This is a genomic window from Nostoc sp. CENA543, from assembly GCF_002896875.1.
In the GTDB taxonomy this organism is placed as follows: Bacteria; Cyanobacteriota; Cyanobacteriia; order Cyanobacteriales; family Nostocaceae; genus Trichormus.
In genome coordinates this window covers 1968262-1992265 of record NZ_CP023278.1, presented here as the reverse complement: position 1 = coordinate 1992265, position 24004 = coordinate 1968262, and the positions used below count along the sequence as shown (strand labels likewise).

Annotated in this window: 24 protein-coding genes; 12 read left to right on the top strand and 12 right to left on the bottom strand. The window is 41.5% G+C overall.

The genetic code is table 11. The features are described from left to right. Nucleotides 1–159 precede the first annotated feature (159 nt). The gene (locus CLI64_RS08295; protein WP_103136772.1) at nucleotides 160–1353 is read left to right on the top strand and encodes a Coenzyme F420 hydrogenase/dehydrogenase, beta subunit C-terminal domain; all 1194 of its coding nucleotides are present in this window, start codon (nucleotides 160–162) and stop codon (nucleotides 1351–1353) included. A gap of 42 nt (nucleotides 1354–1395) precedes the next feature. Beyond that, the gene (locus tag CLI64_RS08290; RefSeq protein WP_103136771.1) at nucleotides 1396–1773 is read left to right on the top strand and encodes a GxxExxY protein; all 378 of its coding nucleotides are present in this window, start codon (nucleotides 1396–1398) and stop codon (nucleotides 1771–1773) included. Nucleotides 1774–1842: 69 nt separating this feature from the next. On the opposite strand, the gene CLI64_RS08285 is transcribed toward CLI64_RS08290, so the two are convergent. Then, the gene (locus CLI64_RS08285; RefSeq protein ID WP_103136770.1) at nucleotides 1843–3072 is read right to left on the bottom strand and encodes a methionine gamma-lyase family protein; all 1230 of its coding nucleotides are present in this window, start codon (nucleotides 3070–3072) and stop codon (nucleotides 1843–1845) included. Between the two features lie 85 nt (nucleotides 3073–3157). On the opposite strand from CLI64_RS08285, the gene CLI64_RS08280 reads away from it, so the two are divergent. From CLI64_RS08280 to CLI64_RS08260, 5 genes are all read left to right on the top strand, one after another. Then, nucleotides 3158–3976: an acyl-CoA desaturase gene (locus tag CLI64_RS08280; protein ID WP_103136769.1), complete on the top strand. Its 819-nt coding sequence runs from the start codon at nucleotides 3158–3160 to the stop codon at nucleotides 3974–3976. 209 nt (nucleotides 3977–4185) lie between these two features. Beyond that, nucleotides 4186–5238 carry a fatty acid desaturase gene (locus CLI64_RS08275; RefSeq protein WP_103136768.1) on the top strand — a complete coding sequence of 351 codons (1053 nt, stop codon included), beginning with the start codon at nucleotides 4186–4188 and terminating at the stop codon, nucleotides 5236–5238. Between the two features lie 201 nt (nucleotides 5239–5439). Then, nucleotides 5440–6507: a fatty acid desaturase gene (locus CLI64_RS08270; RefSeq protein WP_103136767.1), complete on the top strand. Its 1068-nt coding sequence runs from the start codon at nucleotides 5440–5442 to the stop codon at nucleotides 6505–6507. A 448-nt stretch (nucleotides 6508–6955) separates the two neighbouring features. Then, a complete protein-coding gene (locus CLI64_RS08265; protein ID WP_103136766.1) occupies nucleotides 6956–9079 on the top strand; it encodes a TonB-dependent siderophore receptor in 2124 nt (707 codons plus the stop codon). Nucleotides 9080–9406: 327 nt separating this feature from the next. After that, nucleotides 9407–11572, top strand: coding sequence for an SUMF1/EgtB/PvdO family nonheme iron enzyme (locus CLI64_RS08260; RefSeq protein ID WP_103136765.1), 2166 nt, complete (start codon nucleotides 9407–9409; stop codon nucleotides 11570–11572). Nucleotides 11573–11888: 316 nt separating this feature from the next. On the opposite strand, the gene CLI64_RS08255 is transcribed toward CLI64_RS08260, so the two are convergent. From CLI64_RS08255 to CLI64_RS08240, 4 genes are all read right to left on the bottom strand, one after another. Continuing rightward, a complete protein-coding gene (locus CLI64_RS08255; RefSeq protein WP_103136764.1) occupies nucleotides 11889–12242 on the bottom strand; it encodes a DUF5615 family PIN-like protein in 354 nt (117 codons plus the stop codon). After that, the gene (locus CLI64_RS08250) at nucleotides 12239–12475 is read right to left on the bottom strand and encodes a DUF433 domain-containing protein (protein WP_103136763.1); all 237 of its coding nucleotides are present in this window, start codon (nucleotides 12473–12475) and stop codon (nucleotides 12239–12241) included. Before CLI64_RS08250 ends, CLI64_RS08255 begins: the two co-directional genes overlap by 4 nt. A gap of 108 nt (nucleotides 12476–12583) precedes the next feature. Further along, nucleotides 12584–13651 (bottom strand): NADPH dehydrogenase NamA, encoded by a 1068-nt coding sequence (gene namA, locus CLI64_RS08245; protein ID WP_103136762.1) that lies wholly within the window; start codon nucleotides 13649–13651, stop codon nucleotides 12584–12586. A gap of 92 nt (nucleotides 13652–13743) precedes the next feature. After that, entirely contained in the window at nucleotides 13744–13956 is a 213-nt protein-coding gene (locus tag CLI64_RS08240; protein WP_103136761.1) for a hypothetical protein, read from the bottom strand. A 1183-nt stretch (nucleotides 13957–15139) separates the two neighbouring features. Between CLI64_RS08240 and CLI64_RS08235 the strand changes: the two genes are divergently transcribed. The 4 genes from CLI64_RS08235 to CLI64_RS08220 all read left to right on the top strand — a co-directional run bounded on the left by CLI64_RS08235 (nucleotide 15140) and on the right by CLI64_RS08220 (nucleotide 20024). Beyond that, nucleotides 15140–15412 (top strand): hypothetical protein, encoded by a 273-nt coding sequence (locus CLI64_RS08235; RefSeq protein ID WP_103136760.1) that lies wholly within the window; start codon nucleotides 15140–15142, stop codon nucleotides 15410–15412. Nucleotides 15413–15674: 262 nt separating this feature from the next. After that, a complete protein-coding gene (locus CLI64_RS08230) occupies nucleotides 15675–17918 on the top strand; it encodes a CHASE2 domain-containing protein (protein ID WP_103140640.1) in 2244 nt (747 codons plus the stop codon). Between the two features lie 467 nt (nucleotides 17919–18385). Beyond that, complete coding sequence (locus CLI64_RS08225) at nucleotides 18386–19414, top strand: VOC family protein (RefSeq protein WP_103136759.1); 1029 nt, start codon at nucleotides 18386–18388, stop codon at nucleotides 19412–19414. A gap of 19 nt (nucleotides 19415–19433) precedes the next feature. Continuing rightward, the gene (locus CLI64_RS08220) at nucleotides 19434–20024 is read left to right on the top strand and encodes a YdcF family protein (RefSeq protein ID WP_103136758.1); all 591 of its coding nucleotides are present in this window, start codon (nucleotides 19434–19436) and stop codon (nucleotides 20022–20024) included. Nucleotides 20025–20117: 93 nt separating this feature from the next. Here CLI64_RS08220 and CLI64_RS08215 read toward each other — a convergent pair whose 3' ends face one another. From CLI64_RS08215 to CLI64_RS30705, 6 genes are all read right to left on the bottom strand, one after another. After that, nucleotides 20118–20303, bottom strand: a complete 186-nt coding sequence (locus CLI64_RS08215; RefSeq protein WP_157943222.1) for a hypothetical protein — start codon at nucleotides 20301–20303, stop codon at nucleotides 20118–20120. Between the two features lie 147 nt (nucleotides 20304–20450). Continuing rightward, complete coding sequence (locus tag CLI64_RS08210; RefSeq protein ID WP_103136756.1) at nucleotides 20451–21710, bottom strand: ATP-binding protein; 1260 nt, start codon at nucleotides 21708–21710, stop codon at nucleotides 20451–20453. Beyond that, complete coding sequence (locus CLI64_RS08205; protein ID WP_103136755.1) at nucleotides 21707–22006, bottom strand: hypothetical protein; 300 nt, start codon at nucleotides 22004–22006, stop codon at nucleotides 21707–21709. The genes CLI64_RS08210 and CLI64_RS08205 overlap by 4 nt, the downstream gene beginning before the upstream one ends. After that, nucleotides 22003–22149, bottom strand: a complete 147-nt coding sequence (locus CLI64_RS30710) for a hypothetical protein (RefSeq protein WP_157943221.1) — start codon at nucleotides 22147–22149, stop codon at nucleotides 22003–22005. Before CLI64_RS30710 ends, CLI64_RS08205 begins: the two co-directional genes overlap by 4 nt. Then, a complete protein-coding gene (locus CLI64_RS08200; RefSeq protein WP_103136754.1) occupies nucleotides 22146–22328 on the bottom strand; it encodes a hypothetical protein in 183 nt (60 codons plus the stop codon). Before CLI64_RS08200 ends, CLI64_RS30710 begins: the two co-directional genes overlap by 4 nt. Continuing rightward, nucleotides 22325–22630: a hypothetical protein gene (locus CLI64_RS30705; protein ID WP_157943220.1), complete on the bottom strand. Its 306-nt coding sequence runs from the start codon at nucleotides 22628–22630 to the stop codon at nucleotides 22325–22327. The genes CLI64_RS08200 and CLI64_RS30705 overlap by 4 nt, the downstream gene beginning before the upstream one ends. Nucleotides 22631–22715: 85 nt before the next feature. Between CLI64_RS30705 and CLI64_RS31200 the strand changes: the two genes are divergently transcribed. Next, nucleotides 22716–22910, top strand: coding sequence for a hypothetical protein (locus CLI64_RS31200; RefSeq protein WP_192881700.1), 195 nt, complete (start codon nucleotides 22716–22718; stop codon nucleotides 22908–22910). Here CLI64_RS31200 and CLI64_RS08195 read toward each other — a convergent pair. Continuing rightward, entirely contained in the window at nucleotides 22907–23962 is a 1056-nt protein-coding gene (locus CLI64_RS08195; RefSeq protein ID WP_225977536.1) for a tyrosine-type recombinase/integrase, read from the bottom strand. The genes CLI64_RS31200 and CLI64_RS08195 overlap by 4 nt on opposite strands. Nucleotides 23963–24004: the final 42 nt, after the last annotated feature.

Genomic DNA, 24004 nt, shown 5'->3' with positions numbered 1-24004 from the left:
TGTCAATTTAAATACACATTTGAGACTATCTAAATTTAAGCTAATAAATCTTGTTACACCCTCGTTACAAATAAGGAAATATCGCATCTTACTTTTAAACTTTGTGTAAAGTGCAAGCTTCCGCTATCTTAAATTTTGAGATAACAAATTGCGCTTAATATGACTCCGCGTTTCCCTCATCAAAAGGCAAAAGCCCTCAAACCTGGTAGCCGTCGTCCTGCTAAAGAACTATGCAGCGAGTGCGGACTGTGCGATACATACTACATTCACTATGTCAAGGAAGCCTGTGCTTTTATCACCCAACAGATAGATACCTTAGAAGCACAAGCACACACCCGTTCTCGCCATCTCGATAACCCCGATGAACTATACTTTGGCGTGCATCAAGAGATGATGGCGGCGCGGAAACAACAACCCATCGAAGGCGCACAATGGACAGGGATTGTTAGCACCATAGCCATAGAAATGCTCAACCGTGGACTAGTCGAAGGTGTTGTCTGTGTCCAAAACAGCAAAGAAGACCGCTTCCAACCCGTACCTGTAATTGCCCGTACCCCAGAAGAAATACTAGCAGCGAGGGTAAATAAACCTACCCTTTCCCCCAACCTTTCCATATTGGAACAGGTAGAACAATCGGGGATGAAGCGATTATTGGTAATTGGTGTGGGTTGCCAAATCCAAGCACTCAGGGCGGTAGAAAAAAAACTAGGTTTAGAGAAACTCTATGTTTTAGGTACACCGTGCGTAGATAACGTTACCCGTGCCGGACTGCAAAAATTCTTAGAAACCACCAGCCGATCGCCACAGACAGTGGTACATTACGAATTCATGCAAGACTTCCGCATTCACTTCAAGCATGAAGATGGTTCAATTGAGAAAGTTCCCTTCTTTGGCTTAAAAACTAACCAACTCAAAGATATCTTTGCGCCATCTTGTATGAGTTGCTTTGATTACGTCAACTCTTTAGCGGATTTAGTCGTCGGTTATATGGGCGCGCCCTTTGGCTGGCAATGGATTCTTGTACGCAATGATACAGGGAAAGAAATGCTGGAGTTAGTCAAAGACCAGTTAGACACTCAGCCTGTGATGTCTGAAGGGAATCGGAAAGAGGCTGTACAGCAGGGGATAACTGCTTATGACAAAGCTGTGACTTTGCCGATGTGGGTAGCAAAACTGATGGGGGTGGTGATTGATAAAATTGGCCCCAAAGGTTTGGAGTATGCGCGGTTCTCGATGGATTCGCACTTCACACGGAATTATTTGTATGTGAAGCGGAATCATCCTGAGAAGTTGGAAGCTCATGTGCCGGAGTTTGCCAAGCGGATCGTTGGGCAGTATAGGTTGCCGGAGTGATGCCTCACGCAAAGGCGCAAAGACGCAAAGAAGGAAGAGGAGATGATGGAGAATGAGATCGCTAAGGAGATTGTTGACGCTGCTTATAAGATTCACACAAAGTTGGGGCCGGGGTTGTTGGAATCTGTATATGAGGCAGTGCTTGCTTATGAGTTGGAGAGACGGGAATTAAAAGTGGTTAGGCAAAAGGCTATTCCAGTAGTTTATGAAGGTGTGCATTTAGAAGAAGGTTTTCGAGCCGACTTAATAGTTGAGGATAAAGTCATTGTTGAACTCAAATCTGTAGAAACAATCCACCCCGTACACAAAAAGCAACTACTGACATACCTTCGCCTTGCCAATAAACACCTTGGGTTACTTATTAACTTTGGGTCTTTCTTAATCAAAGATGGCATCTCCAGAGTCGTAAATAACCTTTAAAACCTCACAACCAAGACGCAAAGAACCTCTTAAATCCTTTGCGTCTTTGCGCCTTTGCGTGAGCTTTTCTTAAACCCTCCCCACCGCGTCAATCGCCGCCTCAAGTGCGATCGCCACATGAGTCCAGTGAGTCCCCCCTTGGCAATACACCACATAAGGTTCACGCAAAGGCCCATCCGCCGAAAATTCCAAGGTACTCCCCTCAATAAACGTCCCCCCAGCCATCACCACCTGACTCTCATATCCCGGCATGGCATCGGGTACAGGGTCAAGGTAAGAACCAACGGGAGAATGTTGTTGGATCGCCTTACAAAAAGCAATTAATTTTTTCGCTGAACCCAATTTAATCGCTTGAATCACATCCCCACGGGGCGCAAGGGGGGCAGGATTCACGGGATATCCCAATTTGTCAAATACATAACCAGTCAGATAAGTCCCTTTCATCGCCTCTCCTACCATCTGCGGCGATAAAAATAACCCTTGGAATAGCAGCCGATTTTGGTCGAAGGTCGCACCGCCATAACTGCCAATGCCTGGTGCAGTCAGGCGACAGGCGGCAGCTTCTACTAAATCGGCACGCCCAGCAACATAACCCCCGGCCGTGACGATAGTACCACCAGGATTTTTAATTAATGACCCCGCCATTAAATCAGCCCCGACATGGGTGGGTTCTTGGATGTCGATAAATTCCCCATAACAGTTATCGACAAAACAAACGGTGTGAGGATTTTGTTGCTTAACTAGATGTACAATCTTTTCTATATCGTTAATTAATAAACTTGGTCGCCAAGAATAGCCACAGGAACGCTGAATTAACACTAAACGCGTGTTATCAGTAACGCTAGTGCTTAAAGCTTCCCAATCTACAGTTCCTTGTGGTGTTAGCTCCAGTTGGCGGTATTTTATGCCAAACTCAATAAGAGAGCCTTGACCTTGGCCACGTAAACCAATGACTTCTTCAAGCGTATCGTAGGGAGAACCGACCACTGCTAGCATTTCATCCCCAGGACGGAGGACACCAAATAAAGCGCAAGCGATCGCATGAGTTCCCGAAACAAACTGCACTCGCACAGCTGCCGCCTCAGCCCCCATTACCTCCGCAAAAACTTTATCTAAAGTTTCTCTACCTAAATCATCGTGACCGTAACCACTCACACCTGCAAAGTGGTGCGCCCCTACACGCTGATTCCGAAAGGCCTCCAGCACTCTTTTCAAATTATGCTTGACCTGAGCGTCAATACCAGAAAAAATCTCTAACAGTGCGTGTTCTGCTTGCCGCAGCTGTTCTAAGCTGTTCATTGCTTCCTCGTTAACAAAAAATTTATAGATTGCGGATTTTGGGTTCGCGCAGATTAGGCTGAACAATTTCAATACAGGTTATTGCATGACAATTGCTACTTCAACTAAACCTCAACTCAATTGGGTAAATACCCTATTTTTCCTTGGGCTACACATCGGCGCATTGTTTGCCTTTGTCCCTGGTAACACTAACTGGGCGGCTGTTGGTGTAGCTTTCTTGCTGTACTGGATTACTGGTGGTTTGGGCATCACTTTAGGCTTTCATCGCCTTGTTACCCACCGCAGTTTTCAGACTCCCAAGTGGTTGGAATACATCCTGGTGTTGTTTGGAACTCTCGCCTGTCAAGGAGGGCCTATCGAGTGGGTGGGGACACATCGTATTCATCACTTACATTCCGATACTGACCCAGATCCCCATGATTCCAATAAAGGTTTCTGGTGGAGTCATATTGGTTGGCTGATTTATCACTGTCCTGCCCACGTTGATGTTCCTCGTTTTACCAAAGATATTGCCGAAGACCCAGTTTATCAGTTTTTACAGAAATATTTTATTCTTATTCAGGTGGCTCTAGGCTTATTGCTGTTGTATCTGGGCGGCTGGTCTTTCGTAGTTTGGGGCATTTTTGTTCGCATTGTTTGGGTTTACCACTGTACTTGGTTGGTGAACAGTGCTACTCACAAATTTGGTTATCGCACTCATGAATCTGGCGATAACTCTACTAATTGTTGGTGGGTAGCCGTGTTAGTCTTTGGTGAAGGTTGGCACAATAACCACCATGCTTTCCAATATTCAGCTCGTCATGGTTTGGAATGGTGGGAAATTGACTTAACTTGGATGACAATTCAATTGTTGCAAGTGTTTGGTTTAGCTACCAATATTAAACTTGCAGACAAAAAGCAATAAGTCATTAATTACTAGTCATTAGTTTTTATCCATAAACTAATGACTAGTAATTTTGGGAATTGCTTCAGAAATAGTTAACAAAATGCAATTCCAGCTGCGATCGCGTAACTGAGATTGCTATAATCCAGAACGACTAGTGTAAAGAAACTTTGCGGCCAGTTACTTTTTCAGTAACTTTGTAGAGGATTCTGTTCGTTTTTCAGGTTTTCATGACTACATCAATCATCAAGACACAAGAAATAGGGAATGACCTTGGTAATTCCGAACTAAGGCTGAGAGATATTATCAAAACCTTACCCAAGGAATGTTTCCAGTTAAATCGTCGCAAGGCTTGGACACAAGTAATCATCAATGTTTTGATGGTGGGTTTAGGCTACTACTTTTTGACAATTTCTCCCTGGTTTTTATTACCATTCGCTTGGATTTTTACAGGAACCGCTTTAACAGGTTTTTTTGTAATTGGTCATGATTGTGGACACCGTTCATTTGCTAAACGTCGTTGGGTAAATGACTTGGTAGGACATATATTCATGATGCCTTTAATATATCCTTTTCACAGTTGGCGCATTAAACATAATCATCATCATAAACACACCAACAAATTAGATGAAGATAATGCTTGGCATCCTATAAGACCAGAAGTATTTAGCAGTTGGGATAAAAATAGACAGTTTGCTTTTGAGTTTTTTATGCGGAAAAAACTCTGGTGGGTTGGTTCAATTGGGCATTGGGCAGTTGTCCATTTTAATCCGCAAAATTTTAAACCTCAAGAGCGCGCAGGTGTTAAACTTTCCGTTGCAGTAGTCTTAATATTTGCAGCAGTGGCTTTCCCCACTCTGATTGCTACCACTGGTGTTTGGGGATTTATTAAGTTCTGGTTCATCCCTTGGTTGGTTTATCATTTTTGGATGAGTACCTTCACTATTGTTCACCACACTTATGCAGACGTACCTTTTAAAGTCGCCCATAAGTGGAATGAGGCAATGGCACAGTTATTTGGTACGATTCATTGTGATTACCCCCGTTGGGTAGAATTCCTTTGTCATGACATTAATGTCCACGTTCCTCATCATATCTCTACAGCCATTCCCTCATATAATTTGCGGCTAGCTTACAGCAGCATTAAAGAAAATTGGGGTGATTATTTACATGAGGAATTTAAGTTTTCTTGGCCATTAATGAAGCAAATTACTAACCAATGTCAACTTTATGTCACCGATGTTGGTTATCAGACTTTTGATGAATACTACGCAGGAAAATAAATTGCGCTATTTACTGCTGTATATAGTGCGATTATGATGCTATAAGGTAATAAATATTCTGGCAATTTTCTGATTATATGATTGCTCAATGAATTGCCAGAATTATTTTTTGCGTGTACATTGACATTGCAAACATCACCGAGGCGAATTTTCATTCTTCCTCAAATCTAGTCCGCATTTACATCACCACCGAAAAAAAGAGTGCAATCAACGACTGTTAACTTCGATAATTCCCATATTCAGGAAGCATCTCAGAATCAAAATTCGCTTCCCTTTACTCTCCAAGATTTGAAAGCTGCTATTCCCGCAGAATGTTTTCAACCTAATGTTAGTAAGTCACTGTTTTATTTCTTCCGTGACATCCTGATTATTGGATTACTTTATGCTGTAGCTCATTATCTTGATTCTTGGTTTTTCTGGCCGATTTTTTGGCTACTGCAAGGAACAATGTTTTGGGCTTTATTTGTAGTTGGACATGATTGCGGACATCAATCTTTTTCTAAACACAAATGGCTGAATGATTTAATTGGTCATTTGTCTCACACACCAATCTTAGTTCCCTATCATGGTTGGCGGATTAGTCACAGAACCCATCATAAAAATACTGGCAACATCGATAATGATGAAAGCTGGTATCCTGTGACGGAATCGCAATATAAGGAGATGCCTTTATTGCAAAAGATAGGCCGATATTATGTATTTTTATTTGCCTATCCGGTGTATTTGTTTAAGCGTTCTCCTAATAAAGAAGGTTCTCACTTTTCCCCTAACAGCCCCCTATTTAAACCTTCTGAAAAATGGGACGTAATTACTAGCACTGTCCTCTGGATTGGTATGGTAGGTTTATTAGGCTTTTTAACCTATCAATGGGGTTGGATGTGGCTACTTAAATACTATGCTGCACCTTACATTGTGTTTGTGATTTGGTTGGATTTGGTGACATTCCTGCATCATACAGAGTCTGATATCCCCTGGTATCGTGGCGATGATTGGACTTTCCTCAAGGGTGCAATCTCCAGTATCGATCGCAATTATGGTTTGTTCAACCACATTCATCACGATATCGGTACTCATGTGGCTCACCACATTTTCTTGAATATCCCTCACTACAATTTAATCAAGGCCACTGAGGCGATTAAACCTGTAATGGGTGAATACTACCGTAAGTCTGAAGAACCCATTTGGAAAGCTTTATGGCGTTCTTGCGTTAGCTGTCACTTTGTACCGGATGCAGGTGGTAAAGTTTATTACACCTCTTACCATAAATAAGTAGCTTTTCTTAAATTAGAAGGTTGAAACAGTAAAAGGTTCGCGTAGTTATATACGCGGACTTTTTTATGTTTGTAGCCTCTATGGTTAGTAGTAAGGACTACCCTTCTCCTTTGGAGACGCTAACGCGAACGGGAACGCTCCGCGAACAGTCCTTTGGAAGAGACTTGATCAGGACTAAAGTCCTGACTACGAACTGAATTTTAATGCTTTTATAACTTACTTAATTTGCAGTTGGCTGAATAATATCAAGTTCAAGTAAACTTGATTTGTCAGGATATTTATATATGACAAGATGTCAAACTTTTAAAAAATAAATATACGCGAAGATATTCATATCTAAAATCAAAAATCAGATAAAAATACTTGACATATATTCGACTTTATCGATAGTGTTTTCTTGAGAATAAAAAATACAAATAATCATTTTAATTTTTGGAGTAACTCAATGAAGTATGAGTTATGGGTGCTACCTTTTAGTTTATTGGGTGCATTCTTAGGTTCGCGTGTCTTAGCATCAGAAATTACTGTTAATGAATCAGATATTAACTCAAATTTAAATACAAATATTCTGCAATTAAGTGAAATAACTACACCTTTAACGGAAGCTAAATTATTAACTCAGCCATTAGAAATCCAGTCTTTAAATATAAAAGAAATTGCCCAAACAGATATTCCAGTAGAAGATGAGGCTGATGATAATAATATTTCCGAACAGGAATCTGATATTAATTTAGAAGTAGTCGGGGAGCAAAATTCCTTACCTCAATCTACACCAACTTACATTATTGAAAAAGAAGAGATTGAAAAACAAGGTGCAACTAGTGTTGCTGATGTTTTAAAAAGAATGCCAGGATTTGCTATCAATGATGTCGGACATGGTGCAGATATTCATACAGGGACATATTATCGGGGACATTCAATCAATCAGTCGGTATTTTTGATTAATGGTAGACCGATTAATAATGATGTCAATACTTATCATGGGGCGACAGATTTAAATAGTATTCCAGTGGAATCGATTGAAAGAATCGAGTTGTCTAGTGGTGCATCTACGGCTTTATATGGTTCTTCAGCTTTTGGTGGAGTGGTGAATATTATCACTAAACAAGGTAGTGTCACACCAAAGTTTAATGCTTCAGCTGAATTTGGTTCTTTAAGTTTAAATAATCAACAAACCAGTTTTAGCGGTGGGTTTGATAATGTCAGATATAATTTGAGCTTTGAAAGACTGTTTATTGATAACCGCTATAAAGTTCCGCAAGGTGCAGCAAACCGTGATGCTAGCGGTAATCTATTCAATGCAGATACGGCGACTAGCACTTATTTTGGTAGCTTGGCTGTAGACTTCAATCCGCAGAATACTTTGAGTTTAGATATTAAGAAATTAAGTAGTCGGCGGGGATTGATTTATTTTGGTTTTCCTTTGCAAAGAGATAGGCTAGACCATGATGGATTAAATATTGGTTTATCTTGGCGATCGCAACTTGCCCAAGGTTCTAAACTGACTACTACACTGGGTTATAACCAAGACTATTTTAATACCTACGGGCCTACAGCCTTTCAAGGCAACACATTCTACCGCACCGGTACGTTAGACACACAAAACCTCACCGCCAGAGTAGATCATGAATGGCAATTAACAGCTAATAATCGGCTACGCTGGGGTTTAGATTTAAAGAACACTGATTTAGAAGGGATTACCAATAGTACCAGTCCCAACCGTATCGCCTTGAATGAAGTAGAAAACCGCAGTGTTTTAAATACAGCTTTATTTGCAGTCAACACTTGGGATATCACCAATAGTTTTCAAGTTGATTTAGGTTTAAGACAAAGCTTTGATTCCCAATTTGGTAATTATCTCAATCCCAGTGTGGGTATGCGTTATGCGATGTCTCCGAATTTAGCTTTACGTGGTAGCTGGACGGGGGGACAACGTAACCCAGGATTAGACCAACTTTATTTATATGATACAGTGCATGGCTGGTTATCTAATCCAGACTTAGAACCAGAAACAGGATCATCTTGGACTGCGGGTGTAGATGTGAATTTTTCTGAAGATTTAAGCGGACAATTTACCTACTTTGGTAGCAGTTTAGATAATCGTCTGGGAATTATTCAAGGACAGTGGCAAAATATTGGTTTAGTTGACACTAATGGGTTTGAAGCGGCGTTGCGTTGGCGGATGACTAAAAATTGGTCAACGTTTTTTAACTATACTTACACCGATGCCCAAATTAAAACGGGAACAGAGAGGGGTTTACAGTTAGGTTTGATTCCCTATTCTAATTTGCAAGCTGGCATTGGCTATCAAAAGAATGGTTGGCAAGCCAATTTATACGCTAATTATAATAGTGGTTCTCGCCGGGCTTTGTTTAATAATCCAGGTGATAAGAATACAGATTTTTCGCCTTCTTACGTCAACTTTGATTTAAGTGGACGCATCCCTTTAACTCAAGGTTTAGGACTGACATTTTATTTAGAAAATTTACTCGGCGAACAATACGAACGGGTGAACCGCATTTATAGCCCTGGGTTTACTTTTCGGGTGGGTTTGAGTTCAGGAATTTAATTTAGGGAAGGGGACAAGGTATGGCTGTTTCATTCGCTGGTGTCGCAGATTTTTCAAGAGGAAATCTCACGCAAAGGCGCAAAGACGCAAAGAAAAATCACATATTTTGGGTTGAAGGCGCAAAGATTTTTGACTAAAGTTGTGCGCGCTTACCCTCAATTTTTACCTCTTTGAATCTTGCAACTTTAGCCCTGGGGGACAAGGTAGAGTTTTTCCTAACCTCCAATGCCCTATTCCCAATGCCCAATGCCCCATTCCCATATTGCCAGATTTAACCCTAAACAATTACACTAAACTTTATTCAGCTTCTCAGGGTTTATACTCATCTTGAACACACTGGCGGGACGCTACGAAATCATTAGGTTATTGGGCGGTGGTGGTTTCGCCGTCACATATCTGGCTAGGGATAATTTTCAACCCAGCAAACCTTTGTGTGTTGTTAAACAACTACGTCCTAACCAAACTGCAACTCGTGTTATAGAATTTTTTGAGAAAGAAGCCGCTATCCTCGAAAGGTTGGGAAAACATCCTCAAATTCCCCAACTCCTGGCGCACTTTAACCAAGACCAAAATTTATATATAGTGCAGGAGTTTGTCGAAGGACAAGATTTGAGTCGAGAAATCGTCCCTGGTAAGCGACTGAGTGAAAGTTATGTGACTAAACTTTTGCAGGATGCTTTAGAAGTCTTGTCTTTTGTTCATCAACAAGGAGTAATTCATCGGGATATCAAACCCCAAAACTTAATGCGCCAACAAGATGGCAAGATTATCTTGATTGACTTTGGTGCAGTTAAAGAACTGGGAACGTTAATGGTGAATAGTCAAGGTGAGGTCAATTCTAGCGTGGTGATTGGCACACCTGGTTATATGTCCTATGAACAATATCGGGGTAAGCCTTGTTTTGGTAGTGATATTTACGCGTTAGGGATGACGGCTATTCAGGCTTTAACAGGTGTTTTACCTTCAGAATTAGAAGAAGATAGCCAAACGGGTGAGATTATCTGGCAAAATCGAGTCCAGGTGAGCAATCATTTGGCTGAGGTGTTAACTAAAATGGTACGTCATCACTTCAGTATGCGTTACGCTAACGCTACAGAAGCACTGCAAGCTTTAATCTCAATCTCAACACCATTACCACAGACGGTTGTATCTGAGGTTAATAAGGAATTATATCTGCAAGAAGCTAGGAGTCGCGCCCAGCAAAGTCAAGGTAATTTTTCTGTGTTTGCTTTGAGAATATTAGAATCAAGGCGCGTTGAGTTGGGGTTATCGGAGGAAGAAGCGAGAGAAATTCAAGCACAAGTTCTGCAACCCTATCGGGAATATGAACGGAAGTTACAAGAGTATGAACAAGCTTTAATTGATGCGGTAAAACAACAATATCCTTTTAGTCAGGGAACGCAAAAGGATTTACAAGACTATAAACAATATTTGGGACTCAAGGATGAGGATATTGCAGCGATAGAAGCACGGGTGTTTCCGCCTCAGCAATCAGAATTACAGCGTCAGCAGCAGGAAGCGGAAAGGTTACGTCAGGAACAACAACGACAAGCCGAATTACAGCGTCAGCAACGAGAAGCGGAAAGATTACGTCAACAACAACAGCAACAAAAGCAACACGAAGCGTCTCAGGTTAAATCTAACCCTGGTATTCCAACTCAGACTTTTGAATTTGACACCGCTATCGTTACCTTAAAATCGATAGGATTCTTAGGTTCAAGAACAAAAAAACATGAAATTCAACGTATTAGAAAACAGAACAAGTTCTATAGAGAAACCTTAGTTAATGGTGTCGTTTTAGATATGGTGGCGATTCCTGGCGGTAAGTTCTTGATGGGTTCGCCAGAAGATGAGCCAGAACGCTCTAAGTCTGAAAGTCCACAGCATAATGTTACCGTTAAACCCTTCTTCATAGGTAAATTTCCCGTCACCCAGGCTCAATGGAAAGCTGTTGCTGGTTTTGCGAAGGTGAATATTAATTTAAATCCTGAGCCATCACATTTTAAAGGTGCTAATCGTCCTGTAGAACAGGTTTCTTGGAATGATGCTGTGGAGTTTTGCGCTAGATTATCTCAGAAGACTGGGAAAATTTACCGTTTACCCAGTGAAGCGGAATGGGAATATGCTTGTCGCGCAGGGACGACTACCCCATTTTACTTTGGTGAATTAATTACTGAGGGTTTGGCGAATTACAATCGCAATTACCAACAAACAACTGATGTGGGGAAATTTCCTGCTAATCCTTTCGGTTTATTTGATATGTGTGGCAATGTATGGGAATGGTGTCAGGATGAGTGGCATGATGATTATTTAAACGCTCCGAATGATGGTAGTGCATGGCTTGGTAATGGTAAGAATAATAAACTACTGCGTGGTGGTTCTTGGCTGGACTACTCAGGAAACTGTCGCAGTGCGTTTCGTCACAGTTACGCTTACGCAACCGTCAGATTTAGCAACTATGTTGGTTTTCGTGTCGTGCTTGTTTCCCCGTAAGGAATTTTGGCGTTGCTGATTGAGAATATGAATTGTCTCACGCATACTGCTTCGCAGAACCCGAAGGGTAGGCGCAAAGACGCAAAGGTGCAAAGAAAAACAAGGGTAATTTTTGCATTTCATACTTTGATTCAGCAACGCTGGAGTTTTAGTACGATCGCAATTAGCCATACCTGTCTGTGTTTCTTGTGTTGTGTGCGATCGCATCCCCTGTAGTTTAGCCCTTGAAAAATTATTCATACTGACGCACCCTACTAAACTACTGGCGTGCGATGATACTTCAGTGTAGGCGATCGCTCTATCTGCTAACTCATATTTACTGATACACAATTACAGCCTCTCGGCTCATTTCAATGTAATAATGCTGTTGAAATAGTTCAACTATAGAGGAAATATTACTTGTAAACAGGTTTTCTAGTTCCGAGTTATTGATATTACCTGTTGTGATTAACAATAATTTATATGGTTGCTGAATTGTTAAAAAGGAATTAACAAAATCATAATCTTTGATAATTAAAATTCTCTTTTGCTGTATTGATATAGCATTAATTTCAATATCTGATGTAGCATTTTGCTCTGGTAAGTCTCTGGTATGAATGGTGTCGTAATTTAATGATTTAAGAAAATTTGCCAGCCGCACTGGTAATTGAGCATCAACAAGAAATTTCATGAGGCGATTTTATGAATACTTTTGACTTGACTAAGTCGAGCTGCAAATAACAAAACAGCTAGTATATCTTCAGATTCTAAATCATCATAATCTGCTAATATTTGCTCTGTAGTCATACCAGAACTGAGCAATTCTAAAATAAACTCAACTGGATAACGCAGTCCTCTAATGCAGGGTTTTCCATGACAGATATAAGGATTCAGAGTAATACGTTGTAAAAGTGCATTATCCATACTATTGAGATATCTACAATGTTTTCTCTTATCCTAACATCTAGCTAATTGCCGCAACACTTGCTCTGGGAGACGCGATAAATCGCGTCTCTAAAAGTCGGTAGAAAATCATAACCAGGCTCGGTCATACTGCACTGGCCAATGTTTCTCATAGCCTAGCTGTTTGGCGGCTACATGAGGCCAGTAGGGATTGCGGAGGAGTTCCCTTCCTAAAAGCACTATGTCTGCTACACCATTGCGAATGATTTTATCTGCTTGTTCGGGGGAAGTAATTAAGCCGACTGCACCCGTGGCGATATCGCTGTCTTGACGAATGCGTTGAGCAAATTGGGTTTGATATCCAGGTTTAACGGGAATATTAATCCCAGGGATAATTGCACCAGAGGAACAATCTATTAAATCCACACCCAAAGATTTTAATTCTCGACTCAAAACAACACTCTGTTCAATATCCCAGCCTTTATCTATCCAGTCTGTAGCGGAAATGCGAACAAATAGGGGATGTGTCTGCGGCCATACTTCTCGCACGGCGGTGACGACTTCACGCAGGAGACGAGTCCGATTTTCAAAACTACCGCCGTAATTATCTTGGCGTTGGTTGACTAGGGGTGAAAGGAACTGATGTAATAAATAGCCGTGGGCTGCGTGAATTTCTATAACTTTAAAGCCTGCTTGTAGGGAACGTTGCGTGGCTTCGACAAAAGCTTGAATAACTTGTTGAATGCCTGCTAGACTGAGGGCTTCTGGTATGGGACTATCTTTACTAAAGGCGATCGCACTACTCGAAACAATCGGCCGCCAACCTTCTTGAGATTCATCTAATACCTTACCACCACGACTAGGTTTAGCTGTGCTAGCTTTTCTACCTGCGTGGGCTAATTGAATCCCCGCTACAGCCCCAAAGTTATGTATTAATCCCACAATTTTTGCTAAATATTCAATGTGGTCATCTGACCATATTCCCAAATCTTGGGGGGTAATTCGGCCGCGAGGTTCAACAGCCGCCGCTTCTGTAATAATTAAACCTGCACCACCTACTGCACGGGAGGCTAAATGAACCAAGTGCCAGTCGTTAGCAAATCCATTGGTACTGGAATATTGACACATGGGCGACATGGCAATACGGTTACGAAAGGTGACTTCACGAAGCTTGAACGGTTCAAATAGGTGTGCCATTAATACTAATTCCTTCTCTGGTTTGGTAAAAAATTAGGAATGGAATTGGCGTTAAGAAACACTAAAGATGAGGAGTGCAGGAGATTAATAACTTAAAACCCTACACCTGAATTTCTTTTAGCGATTGTTAATTTTTTTTGTGACTCTGGTGTGACTTGACTATCAGGGGTATGTAATTCCCAGATATCTTGCTTTCCTAGTTCTTGATTGGCGTGTAAATTTAAGTTATCTGATAATTGCTGATTCTGCCACAGGGAATAGATTTCTGCTGACAACATTTCTCTTTCAATTTGCCCAAAGAACATAGGTATAATCTCCATAAAGAAATAATGATGAACTTTTTCTACAAATTGTGATCATAATTACAAAAGTTTTTAATATTTGGTTAATTTATTGTGCAGCAAGAATGTTACCAAAATAGCATTAATTTTGCTAAACAGAATACAAAAAAAGAAAGTCATTGTTTGTATAACTACTTTACTATTGTCTTTATAGCATTAATATAGCAATCCTCTTGACTTGCCATAAATTATTTAATTATATAAACAGCAAAAGACAGGAAATTACTAACTCAAGTATCTGTATTACGAAAGCACATATTTTATTATGTGTAGTGGCGTAGCAAGACTTAAATGTTGCAAAAAAAATGTAGGTTGGATTGAGCAAAGCGAAACCCAACACTGATATCTATGTTGGGTTTCCTTACGTCAACCCAACCTACATCTAATACACTATTTTAGCCTTGCCATACCACTACGTATATTTCAGAAATCACATATGATTCCTATAGTTTATTTAGTGTCTACTTGCTCAATATGTCTTGAATCGTGAGTAATTAATTTAGATGATTAATTCTATAATAACTACAGTTTAAGAGGCAGACATAAATTAATAATACACTAAATCGACAAAAATAGTGTATTATCGGAATATCTAACAACAAAACCTCAACCAGCATCAGTGAGTAAAATTACCAAAAAGCTCCTGTTGATGACGAAAAGCCACCATCAAAAATAAAGGACAAGATATTATTCTTGTCCTTGATGATTAAAATAGCAAATGGTGTGTCGAATACGTCAGATGCGCCTGATGATATAAAAATTGCACGGTCGTGTTTCATAAGATGACCAGCGACCAATACCGATGAATTAAATCGGCGGTTTGCTTTCCAGAAGGAAAAGCTATTACATTAAACAAATATACATCATCATAGTCATAATTGCGAATATTTACTTGAAATTAATGACTTACCCGGTTGCTTGTAGCTCCAGTACCGTGAATAATTTAGAAAACAAATGTAAGAAGGGGTAAGGTTTTGGGATTACTAGAGTCAGTTGATCGTTTTTGAGAGAACAGGCTCGAAGAGAATAACTTTAGTGGAATTGTTGACTAATACTTAATGTCTAAATTGTAGTTAGACTATACATCAGGTATTATGCAAGCTGTTTACCCTAGAAATGAAGTGACGAAAACAGAGGGGATAAAAATATGAGGGTTTGGTTAGCTTGCTTTTTGGTGTTGTTCGCCCTAGCAGAATTGTTTGACTGGTTAAAGGGATTTTCTTTCCCCTTGCCTATTTATATATTGGGTGGGGCTTTCCTTGCGGTTGCGTCCAACTACGACAAGATGATTGGTACTTATTTTAGTGATGGTGGTGAACAGTCTCAGATAGACTCATTTACACCTTCTAGTGAACTTCCTCCTACGGTAGTCAATCAGGTGAAAGATTCTCAACAAGAGAAGAGTGGTGAGTGCTGTTAGCGGAAGCGGGGCGTTTAGCCCGTGGTGAGTGCTGAGTAATGAGTAATGAGTAGTCAGTGGTGGGTTGAGAAATAAACTCTACCTTGTCTACTTTGTCTACCTTGTCTACTTTGTCCCCAGTCCCCAGTCCCCAGTCCCCAATCCCCAATCCCTCATGTCCCATAAATTGCTAAATTAAATACAGCTAGCATAGGCAAGAAATTCATACCCTATGCCCTATGCCCTATGCCCAATTCCCAATTCAGGCTACTTTTCCAACGCTGTGATTAGTCGCATTTTTAACAGACTCCAAAGTGTCTTGATTAAGGATAGAAGTTACCGAGACACCAGTTTTCGTCAGCACTGGTGGCGGATAATTTTAGTGACAAGTTTGGGGGTAACGGCTGTAGTTTGGGGTAGTCGGGAGTTGAAATGGTTGCAATCTTGGGAGTTAAAAGCCTATGATCAGATGTTGCGATCGCGTCCTATAGAATCACCAGATCCCCGCATTTTAGTAGTAACAATTACTGAGGAAGACTTAGCCCAAACAAAATGGCCGCTTCCTGATACCACCATTAACCAACTCTTAGCTAAATTAGAAACCTATCAACCCCGTGTCATTGGTCTAAATATTTACCGACCACAACAGAAAAATTTAGGTCAAGGGCTAGAAAATCCCTCTAATATTATTAGCACTTGTGTATTAAGCAGTATGGGAAGGTCAGAAATTCCACCTCCTCCCAACTTTCCACCAGAAAATATTGGTTACAGTGATTTAGTTCCCGACAGTGAAGCAGATCAAATTATTCGTCGGGCGTTGGTATTTGCTGAACCAACAGACCAAAAATGTGCCACACCTTATTCCTTTGCTGCTTTAGTCGCAATTAACTATCTCGAACAAGCGGATATTCAAGTCGATTTTGCCAAACACAACTTTCATCTCGGCAAAACTATCTTCCCTATTCTCTCCGCCAATGCTGGTAGTTACCAAGATATTAATGCTCGTGGGTATCAAATTTTACTAAATTACCGCCACCCCGACCACTTAGCGCAGACTGTCACCTTAACACAAGTCCTGAAAAATCAAGTTAACCCCAATTGGGTCAAAGATAAACTAGTAATTATTGGGACAACAGCTAGCAGTGTTCACCCTGGATTATATACACCCTACAGTGCGGCTTCACAACAACCTACTAGAACGCCTGCTGTTTTTATCCATGCACAAATAGCTAGTCAACTCCTCAGCACAGTCTTAGATAAAAGACCATTAATTTGGTATTGGCCTGACTGGGTGGAATTAATTTGGATTGCTACTTGGTCAGGTGTCGGGAGTGTTTTAGGCTGGCGGTTGCGACATCCTTTATTGTTATTAGTTGTAGGTGGTGCGACCTTAGCGGGTTTAGTAGGAATATGTGCGGGGTTGTTTCTCCAAGCTGGATGGCTGCCTTTAATTCCTCCGGCTTTAGCTTTAATTATGAGTAGTGTGAGTGTCATGGCTTACACAACCTACAAAACACAGCAGCAAACTAAAGTAATGATGCTGCAAGTAGAAAAACAACAGGAAGCCATTGAACAATTAAATGTTTTATTGCAAGAAACCCAAGCAACTACAGCAACCACAGCCCTTTATGACCTCCATTCTCATAGTAATTCTATTATTAGTAATGCCGAAAAAAATACTGGTGATTTTTTATTAGGTGGTCGCTATCAAATTACTTCCGTAATTGCGGCGGGTGGATTTGGGCGAACTTATTTAGCCCAAGATACTCAAAGACCAGGAAACCCTAGTTGTGTTGTGAAAAAATTAATGCCCGCCCGTCGAGACACTAAATTTTTACAAGTTGCGCGTCGCTTATTTAATACGGAAGCGGAAATTTTAGAAGTGTTGGGTAAACATCAACAAATTCCCACATTGTTTGCTTACTTTGAAACAGATGAGGAATTCTATTTAATTGAAGAATATATTCCTGGGCATACTTTACATGAAGAATTACCACCCATAGAGAATCTCAAAAGTGAATCATTTGTGATATCAATGCTCAAAGAAGTTTTAGAAGTTTTAGCTTTTGTACATGAGCATCGGGTAATTCATCGAGATATTAAACCAGCCAATATTATTAGATCCACCAAGGATAGTAGATTGGTGTTAATTGATTTTGGTGCGGTGAAATTAATGCAGCCACCAAGCAGTGAAGAAACAGAATTAGCGACAGTCGCCATCGGGACTAAGGGATATGCACCACCAGAACAATTGGCCGGACATCCCCGTTTAGCTAGTGATATCTATGCTGTGGGAATGATGGGGATTCAAGCTTTAACAGGGATATCTCCCCAAGAACTGCAATTAGACCCCGATACAGGTAATGTGATGTGGCGAGAGTCCGCACAAGTGAGTGCAGAATTAGCAGCAATTTTAGATAAAATGGTGTGTTATCACTTTGGCGATCGCTATCAATCAGCCCATGCTGTTCTCCAAGATTTAAATCACATTACTAATTTAATCTCCACCTCGGCATATTCCCACTAAAAATGAGCCTAATTATTTTTCGGACATAGCAAATTATCCGAGAAAAATCTCTGCGTATACCTTGGCGGGGAAAAAATTGTACATTTAATGCCACTTCACACAACAATAGTTTCGACTCAAGGTAGATACTAAATACAAATTTATCAATAGTTCAAAAATTACAGAAATACCTGATGGTTTCAGCCATATTTTCTTCATAGAATCTGGCTCAATTACAGCAGATAATCTTCAAACACCACAAAAACTGCTAATAAAGCTAGTCTATAAAGCAATACGGTTCAGTTAAACCTAAAATTTGGTGTTTGTGAAGTAAGGAAAAGTTCGTAGTAAGGACTTCAGTCCTTAGATGAGGACTAAAGTCCTCTCTACAAACTGTTTTCTTAACTGAACTGTATTGGTCTATAAAGAACGAAAAAAAATCTCTGGGAAATATTCTAAAATATGTCAGTTACAACTCAAATTTTGGCATGATTCAGGGGCAAACAACTGCGATTGAAGGAATCTATGAAGTCTGTATTGGCGTTCCCGATGCGATTTTTGCTATTCAATACTGGGAACAGTTTGGCTATCGCATTGGGCAAATGGGTGAACTATCCCCTGGTGCAGCGTATCAATTATATGGGGTAAATTCGGCTTTACGCTCAATTCGCCTGTACCATCAGAATGCAGATCATGGTTTGATTCGCTTGATGGTGTGGCAAAATCCCACAAATCCAGGGTTGGGGTTAGCCTCAATGAAAATTAAAGGGAATCGTTGGGCTACTAGTTTAACGGCTGATGTCTTAACTATTTTAAATCATGCCGAGGAAGCCAAAGCCGCAGGTCGGGCTATCCGCTACACTCCTCCATACTGGGAAGTAATTTACCAGAAAGAGAGAAAAAGCCGTCCTTTTCTTGATCCTGCGGTTGGGGTGCGAGAAATGTTGTTATTGCAACCATTGACAAGACAGGTTTTGTTTCAAAGGTTTGGTTACAACGTACCCAATTACGGCACAATTCACCCCGCTTGTGCTTTTCAGACTAGCCAGTTTACCCACATGGGGATGATTATTCAAGATGACAGCAAGGAAAGCCTGAAATTTTACGAAGATGTTTTGGGGTTACTGCGGGTGCGTGATGATGTGGAAACTAGCTATGAATCTTCTTTAGCTGGGAGGGATCTTTTTGATTTACAGCCAGGGGAAAAGTTTATTGTCACCGCCTTTGATGATCCTCGTTCCTCTAAATCTGACTTAATGGCGGCGCGGAGTGGCAGGTTATATGTGATTCGATTTCCCAATGCCATGAATTTAGAATCACGCTTTGAAGCTGCACAGCCTGGTAGTTTGGGGATGTCACTCTATACTTATCGGGTGCGTGGAATTGAAACATATTGCGATCGCATCAAAGCTAGTCCTGTGCCAAAATTTACTAGTATTGTGGAAAATGAGTTTAGGGAGAAAAGTTTTTCCTTTGTCGCGCCCGATGGTTATTTTTGGAATTTAGTGGAAGGCTAAAATAGTCAACAATTAACCAATGACGAAAAGAAAGTTTATTTTTATTTTACTATCTTTGATGTCTGCGTTATTGGTGGCGATCGCATCTACTGCTGTGAGTATTTATTTGTATGGCAATCATACTCCAAATCTGAAGGCAGATGCAGCAATTGTCTTGGGTGCGGCGGTTTGGAAAACAGCACCTTCACCAGTGTTTCGAGAACGCATTCATCACGCCACTAATTTATATAAAAAAGGCGATGTTAGTAAGATTATTTTCACGGGTGGAGTAGGAGATAAAAATGAACTTCCTGAAGCGGTAGTTGGTAAAAACTACGCTGTTGAACAAGGTGTAAAAACAGAAGATATTTTCACAGAAACACTCTCACGCACAACTTACCAAAATCTTAAAAATGCGGGAGAAATAGTTTCCCATCATCAATTTACTAAGTGTCTCATTGTGAGTGATCCTTTACATCTCAAGCGAGCTGTCTTAATGGCTAGAGATTTAGGTATAGATGCTTATCCATCACCTACACCTACTACCCGTTATCGTAGTTTACAAAGTCAAATACCTTTTTTAATGCGTGAAACTTATTTTTATTTTGTCTACCTGATATTTAAAATTTAGTCACAGTTAGCTTAGGTAATTCTGACCTTTGGTTGTGCAACTCTTAAATAAGAGTGGTTTACGAGTAGCCTAACAGTAGCCAAAAGCTATTGTCTACTGTTGTGGCAACATTTGTTTCAATTCTTCCAACAATAGCAACGCCTTGTCATACGTGCGTGGCGTTGTACCAGTCTTGCTGACCCGTGCAGCTTCATCCGCTTGTGCCTGCCACGTCTCGACCAGCACGCGCAATTGCTCAAGGTTGTTAACTGCTGCTACCTCATCGAAGCCAACAGGCACACGTACCAACCTAGTGTCCGCTACATCAGCATACTTTCGGTTACTGGCTGGTGTACCCTTCTTGCGTCCTGCTCCTAGTCTGTGACCACCTCTAGACATAGGCTTCACCCCTCTTTTGAATTGCTGTTACAGCATATCATAGCACAGTTACTCGGTGGTTTCCAGCATCGCCAGTAGTCGTTTACCCTCGCCGTAACGCCGACCGCTAAACCCTAGAACCTCAGTAATGATGTACGTATCGCTACAACCACGCTCACGGGCTTCCTGTACCGCGTTTTTGGCATCCTTGACCAACGATGCAAAACCATTTCCGCCTATTTCCTGCAAGGCTTCCGAGGTTTTCGGCGTGTTGGTATCGTGTTGTGTTGGTAAACTTTGCGGAAGTAATGACGGTGGTAGTGTGCCAGTTTGGGAAGTGTCTATCAATGCTTGGGAGTTGTTAACAACCCACTCACACGGCTTATCATCCACAATAAAACGACCGTGCGGAAATGCTTCTAACCATGCTAACAACACGTCATTACCTAGTTTCCTTGCTCGTTCTCTTGCTTTACTGCCAAGGTATACCCTCGTAAAACAACTGTCGCGTAGGTCAGCATCACCCTCTAACCCAAGGTTCTTAACGGTGTCGTTCTGTGCGATGGCTGCTATAAAGCATAGTGGTTTACGTCCACGTTTGGCATGACTAACAACCCAGTTAGCAGCCGTGTCAGACGATGACACCAACGCTGGTAACTCCTCAGCTATGGTGAGCCGTGGTGTATCTGTCCATCGTTTACCAACCTCACGGCGTTGTAGTATTCGTTGTTCCAATAACTCTAGGTCATCGGTCATAGCTGACTCAATAGCTGTTAAGTCATAGACCCGTTGCTGTTGTTCAACAAACAGCCAGTCATCAACTGTACCGTCAACATCATAGACTTGAAACTGCCAACCTATCAGCCGTGATGCGAACGCCTGAATGAGTGTTGACTTACCATCACCTGTTCCACCAACGATGAGCAGGTGTTTCAACGGTAAACCATTCTTGCCCGTGTTAAGCCAATAAGTCACAGGGTCAGTAATGATGTTGTCATCTAGCCAACGCTGGCTATACTTGACCGTGACGTTTTTAACCTCACTGATAACACGCTGATACCATGCTATGTTCTCCCGTCTGTCAAGTAGGTCTAGGTCAGCCGTTACGTCAGCCAACTCTAACCATGTCGATGTTAGACGCTTACTCGCTACTGTGATACATAACCCAGAAGCTAATAACACAGCCTTACTTAGACCACGTTGTTGTGTGAGAGCGTGAGGCACACCAACTAGAGAAACGACTGCCGTTAACGTGGCACAGAAACCCGTGGTTAACAACAGTCGGTGTAGTAAACGTATGTGAGAGGTTGGGTATTGTGGTTGTGTCATAAACCAACGAGTAAACCGATAGCAAAGGAAAGTGTTAACGCTGGGAGTTGACGGCGATAAGCCAACCATGCACCAACGCCCATGATGATGACGGCTGCTATCTTGGGTAGTTGAGTCAATGCTGGAAGTGTTAGCGGTATGAACGTCAACACCTGTACACAGAGAGCCGTTGAATAGCAGGTAATTAGAGAGTTGAACAACAAAGATAACCACCGTTTATCACTGACTTTCGGTTCAACTGGTCGCTGATAAGTTTCAGTTGGTAAGTCAATAACAATTTCGGGCTTGTCTGTCATGGTCGTGCATCCTTGATAGCGTTCTGATAGGCTTTGTATTCCGCCTCAACACGTTGGCATTCTAAACGCTGGTCACTCAGGTACAACCAACCAACAACACCAACAGCTATCAAAACTAGTAGGGTATTTCCATCACTTTTCATTGCTTACCAACCTGTTTATCTAGGTAGTTTGCATAGTCGGTAGTTGGGGCTTGATAGATGATGGTTGTAGTATCACCTGATACATCTGTCTTTGTATCAGTCAGTGTCACAGTCTGGTCATCTATCATCATGTCATCACGGTAGACGACAGTATTAGGAGTGTTATTAGGGTTATTCATAAGCTGCACAGATAACCGTTGATGTTAGTGTTATAGGCTTGTCTAGTGGTCAGGCTGATACATACTGACTTACTGACTTTCATGAACAATTCATCAGCAATTGGAGATGTTGCGAACACTGAATAGAGAGGCATGGATGTAACGGTCTGAGTGTTGGGAGATACTGAAACACTCAGGTTAACTGTCTTGCGTCCGTCACCGTTACTTGACGGTGGTGCAACTAGTTGACGATGACGACGTTTAGCCTGTGTCTTACTTTGCTGAGACTTAACAACGCTACTGCTATCGGTTTCTGATGGCATATCTATACTGTTAGGCTAGGTTAATGAGGCATATCTAATGCCTTTGTATAACAGTATAACTTATATAACTGTATAACAGGTGAACGTGGCTAACAAACCCGAACAATTAGTAGTGAGACATTTTCCAGAGTCATTACGTATCAGACTTAGAGTTGAGGCAATGAACCGACGGCTAACGATGGCTCAACTACTAGAGATGATATGTAGTGAATGGCTAGAACGTAATGCGACAACACAAGTCACGATGGATGATATAAACACCAAAGATGATGATACTTAAACGTTGAGGTACAGTGAGGCGCAGTCATCTGGGTTAGCCTCTAGATACCAGTTAGTTGTTGAGATGTTGGCATGACCTAGCGTTTCTTTAACCAGTTGAATAGATGCACCATTGGCTAGGCTATGGGATGCACAGGCATGACGTAGAAAGTGAGCCGAGACTGACTCAGGTAAACCAACAGCAACAGCACAGGCTTTCACTATCTTTGATGCGTTACAACGGTCTAGCTGTTTACCTGACTGCTTTCGGTAACGGTTGCTGTACGACTGAAACACGTAGTCATTAACCCCGTTATATTGTTGAGTTGTTCGCAACTCCAACAACTCAGACCAGACTGACTGAGGTACAACCAGCGTTCTATACTTACTACCTTTGCCTAACACGCTGACCGTTGTCTTAGTAGGGTTAACCTCAGTGAAGTCAGACCAACGTAAACCGATAGCCTCACTGACGCGTAAACCTAGACTGTACAACACCTTAAGCAAACACCTGTTTCGATGGTCGTCTGTTCTGTCCAACATCCTGAACACTTGTTGCTGGGTTAGTGTCTTACCCGCTAACGTGGTCGATGCTTTCGGTTTACGGACAGCCGCCATAGGGTTAGCAGTCAGGAAACCCAGACGGACAGCAAACGCACAGAAGCTAGAGAGCGATGCCAGCTTACGGCGAATAGTAGCGACAGCGTAAGTCTGCTCAAGGTGTTGAGCGTAGGCAATGAAGGTTAATGGTGAGATGCTACGAAAGTCGGTTAGCTTGGCGAACGCTCGAAACTGTCGGATGTCGCGGCTGTATTGTTCACGCGTGGTATTACTTAACCCGACTAACCACAACTCAATGACGCGTTCGGTTGTCGTTGGTTCTGTAGAAGGGAAGGGTATCAGGTTAGTAGGTATAACTACTTGTGGTTCATAGACTGCGAGGGTGGTTGTCATGACTTTGTGTACCTGTCTCGAAACTACTGTTTTGTGATGTGTAGGCTGTTGTAGAGAGCCAACCCGTAATGATGGTTGGCTACCGTCAGTGGTTATTGGGTAGGGTATCGATGTTGTCATCACGTCTTGATACCTATTCGCTACCCTAATAGTTGTGGGCTA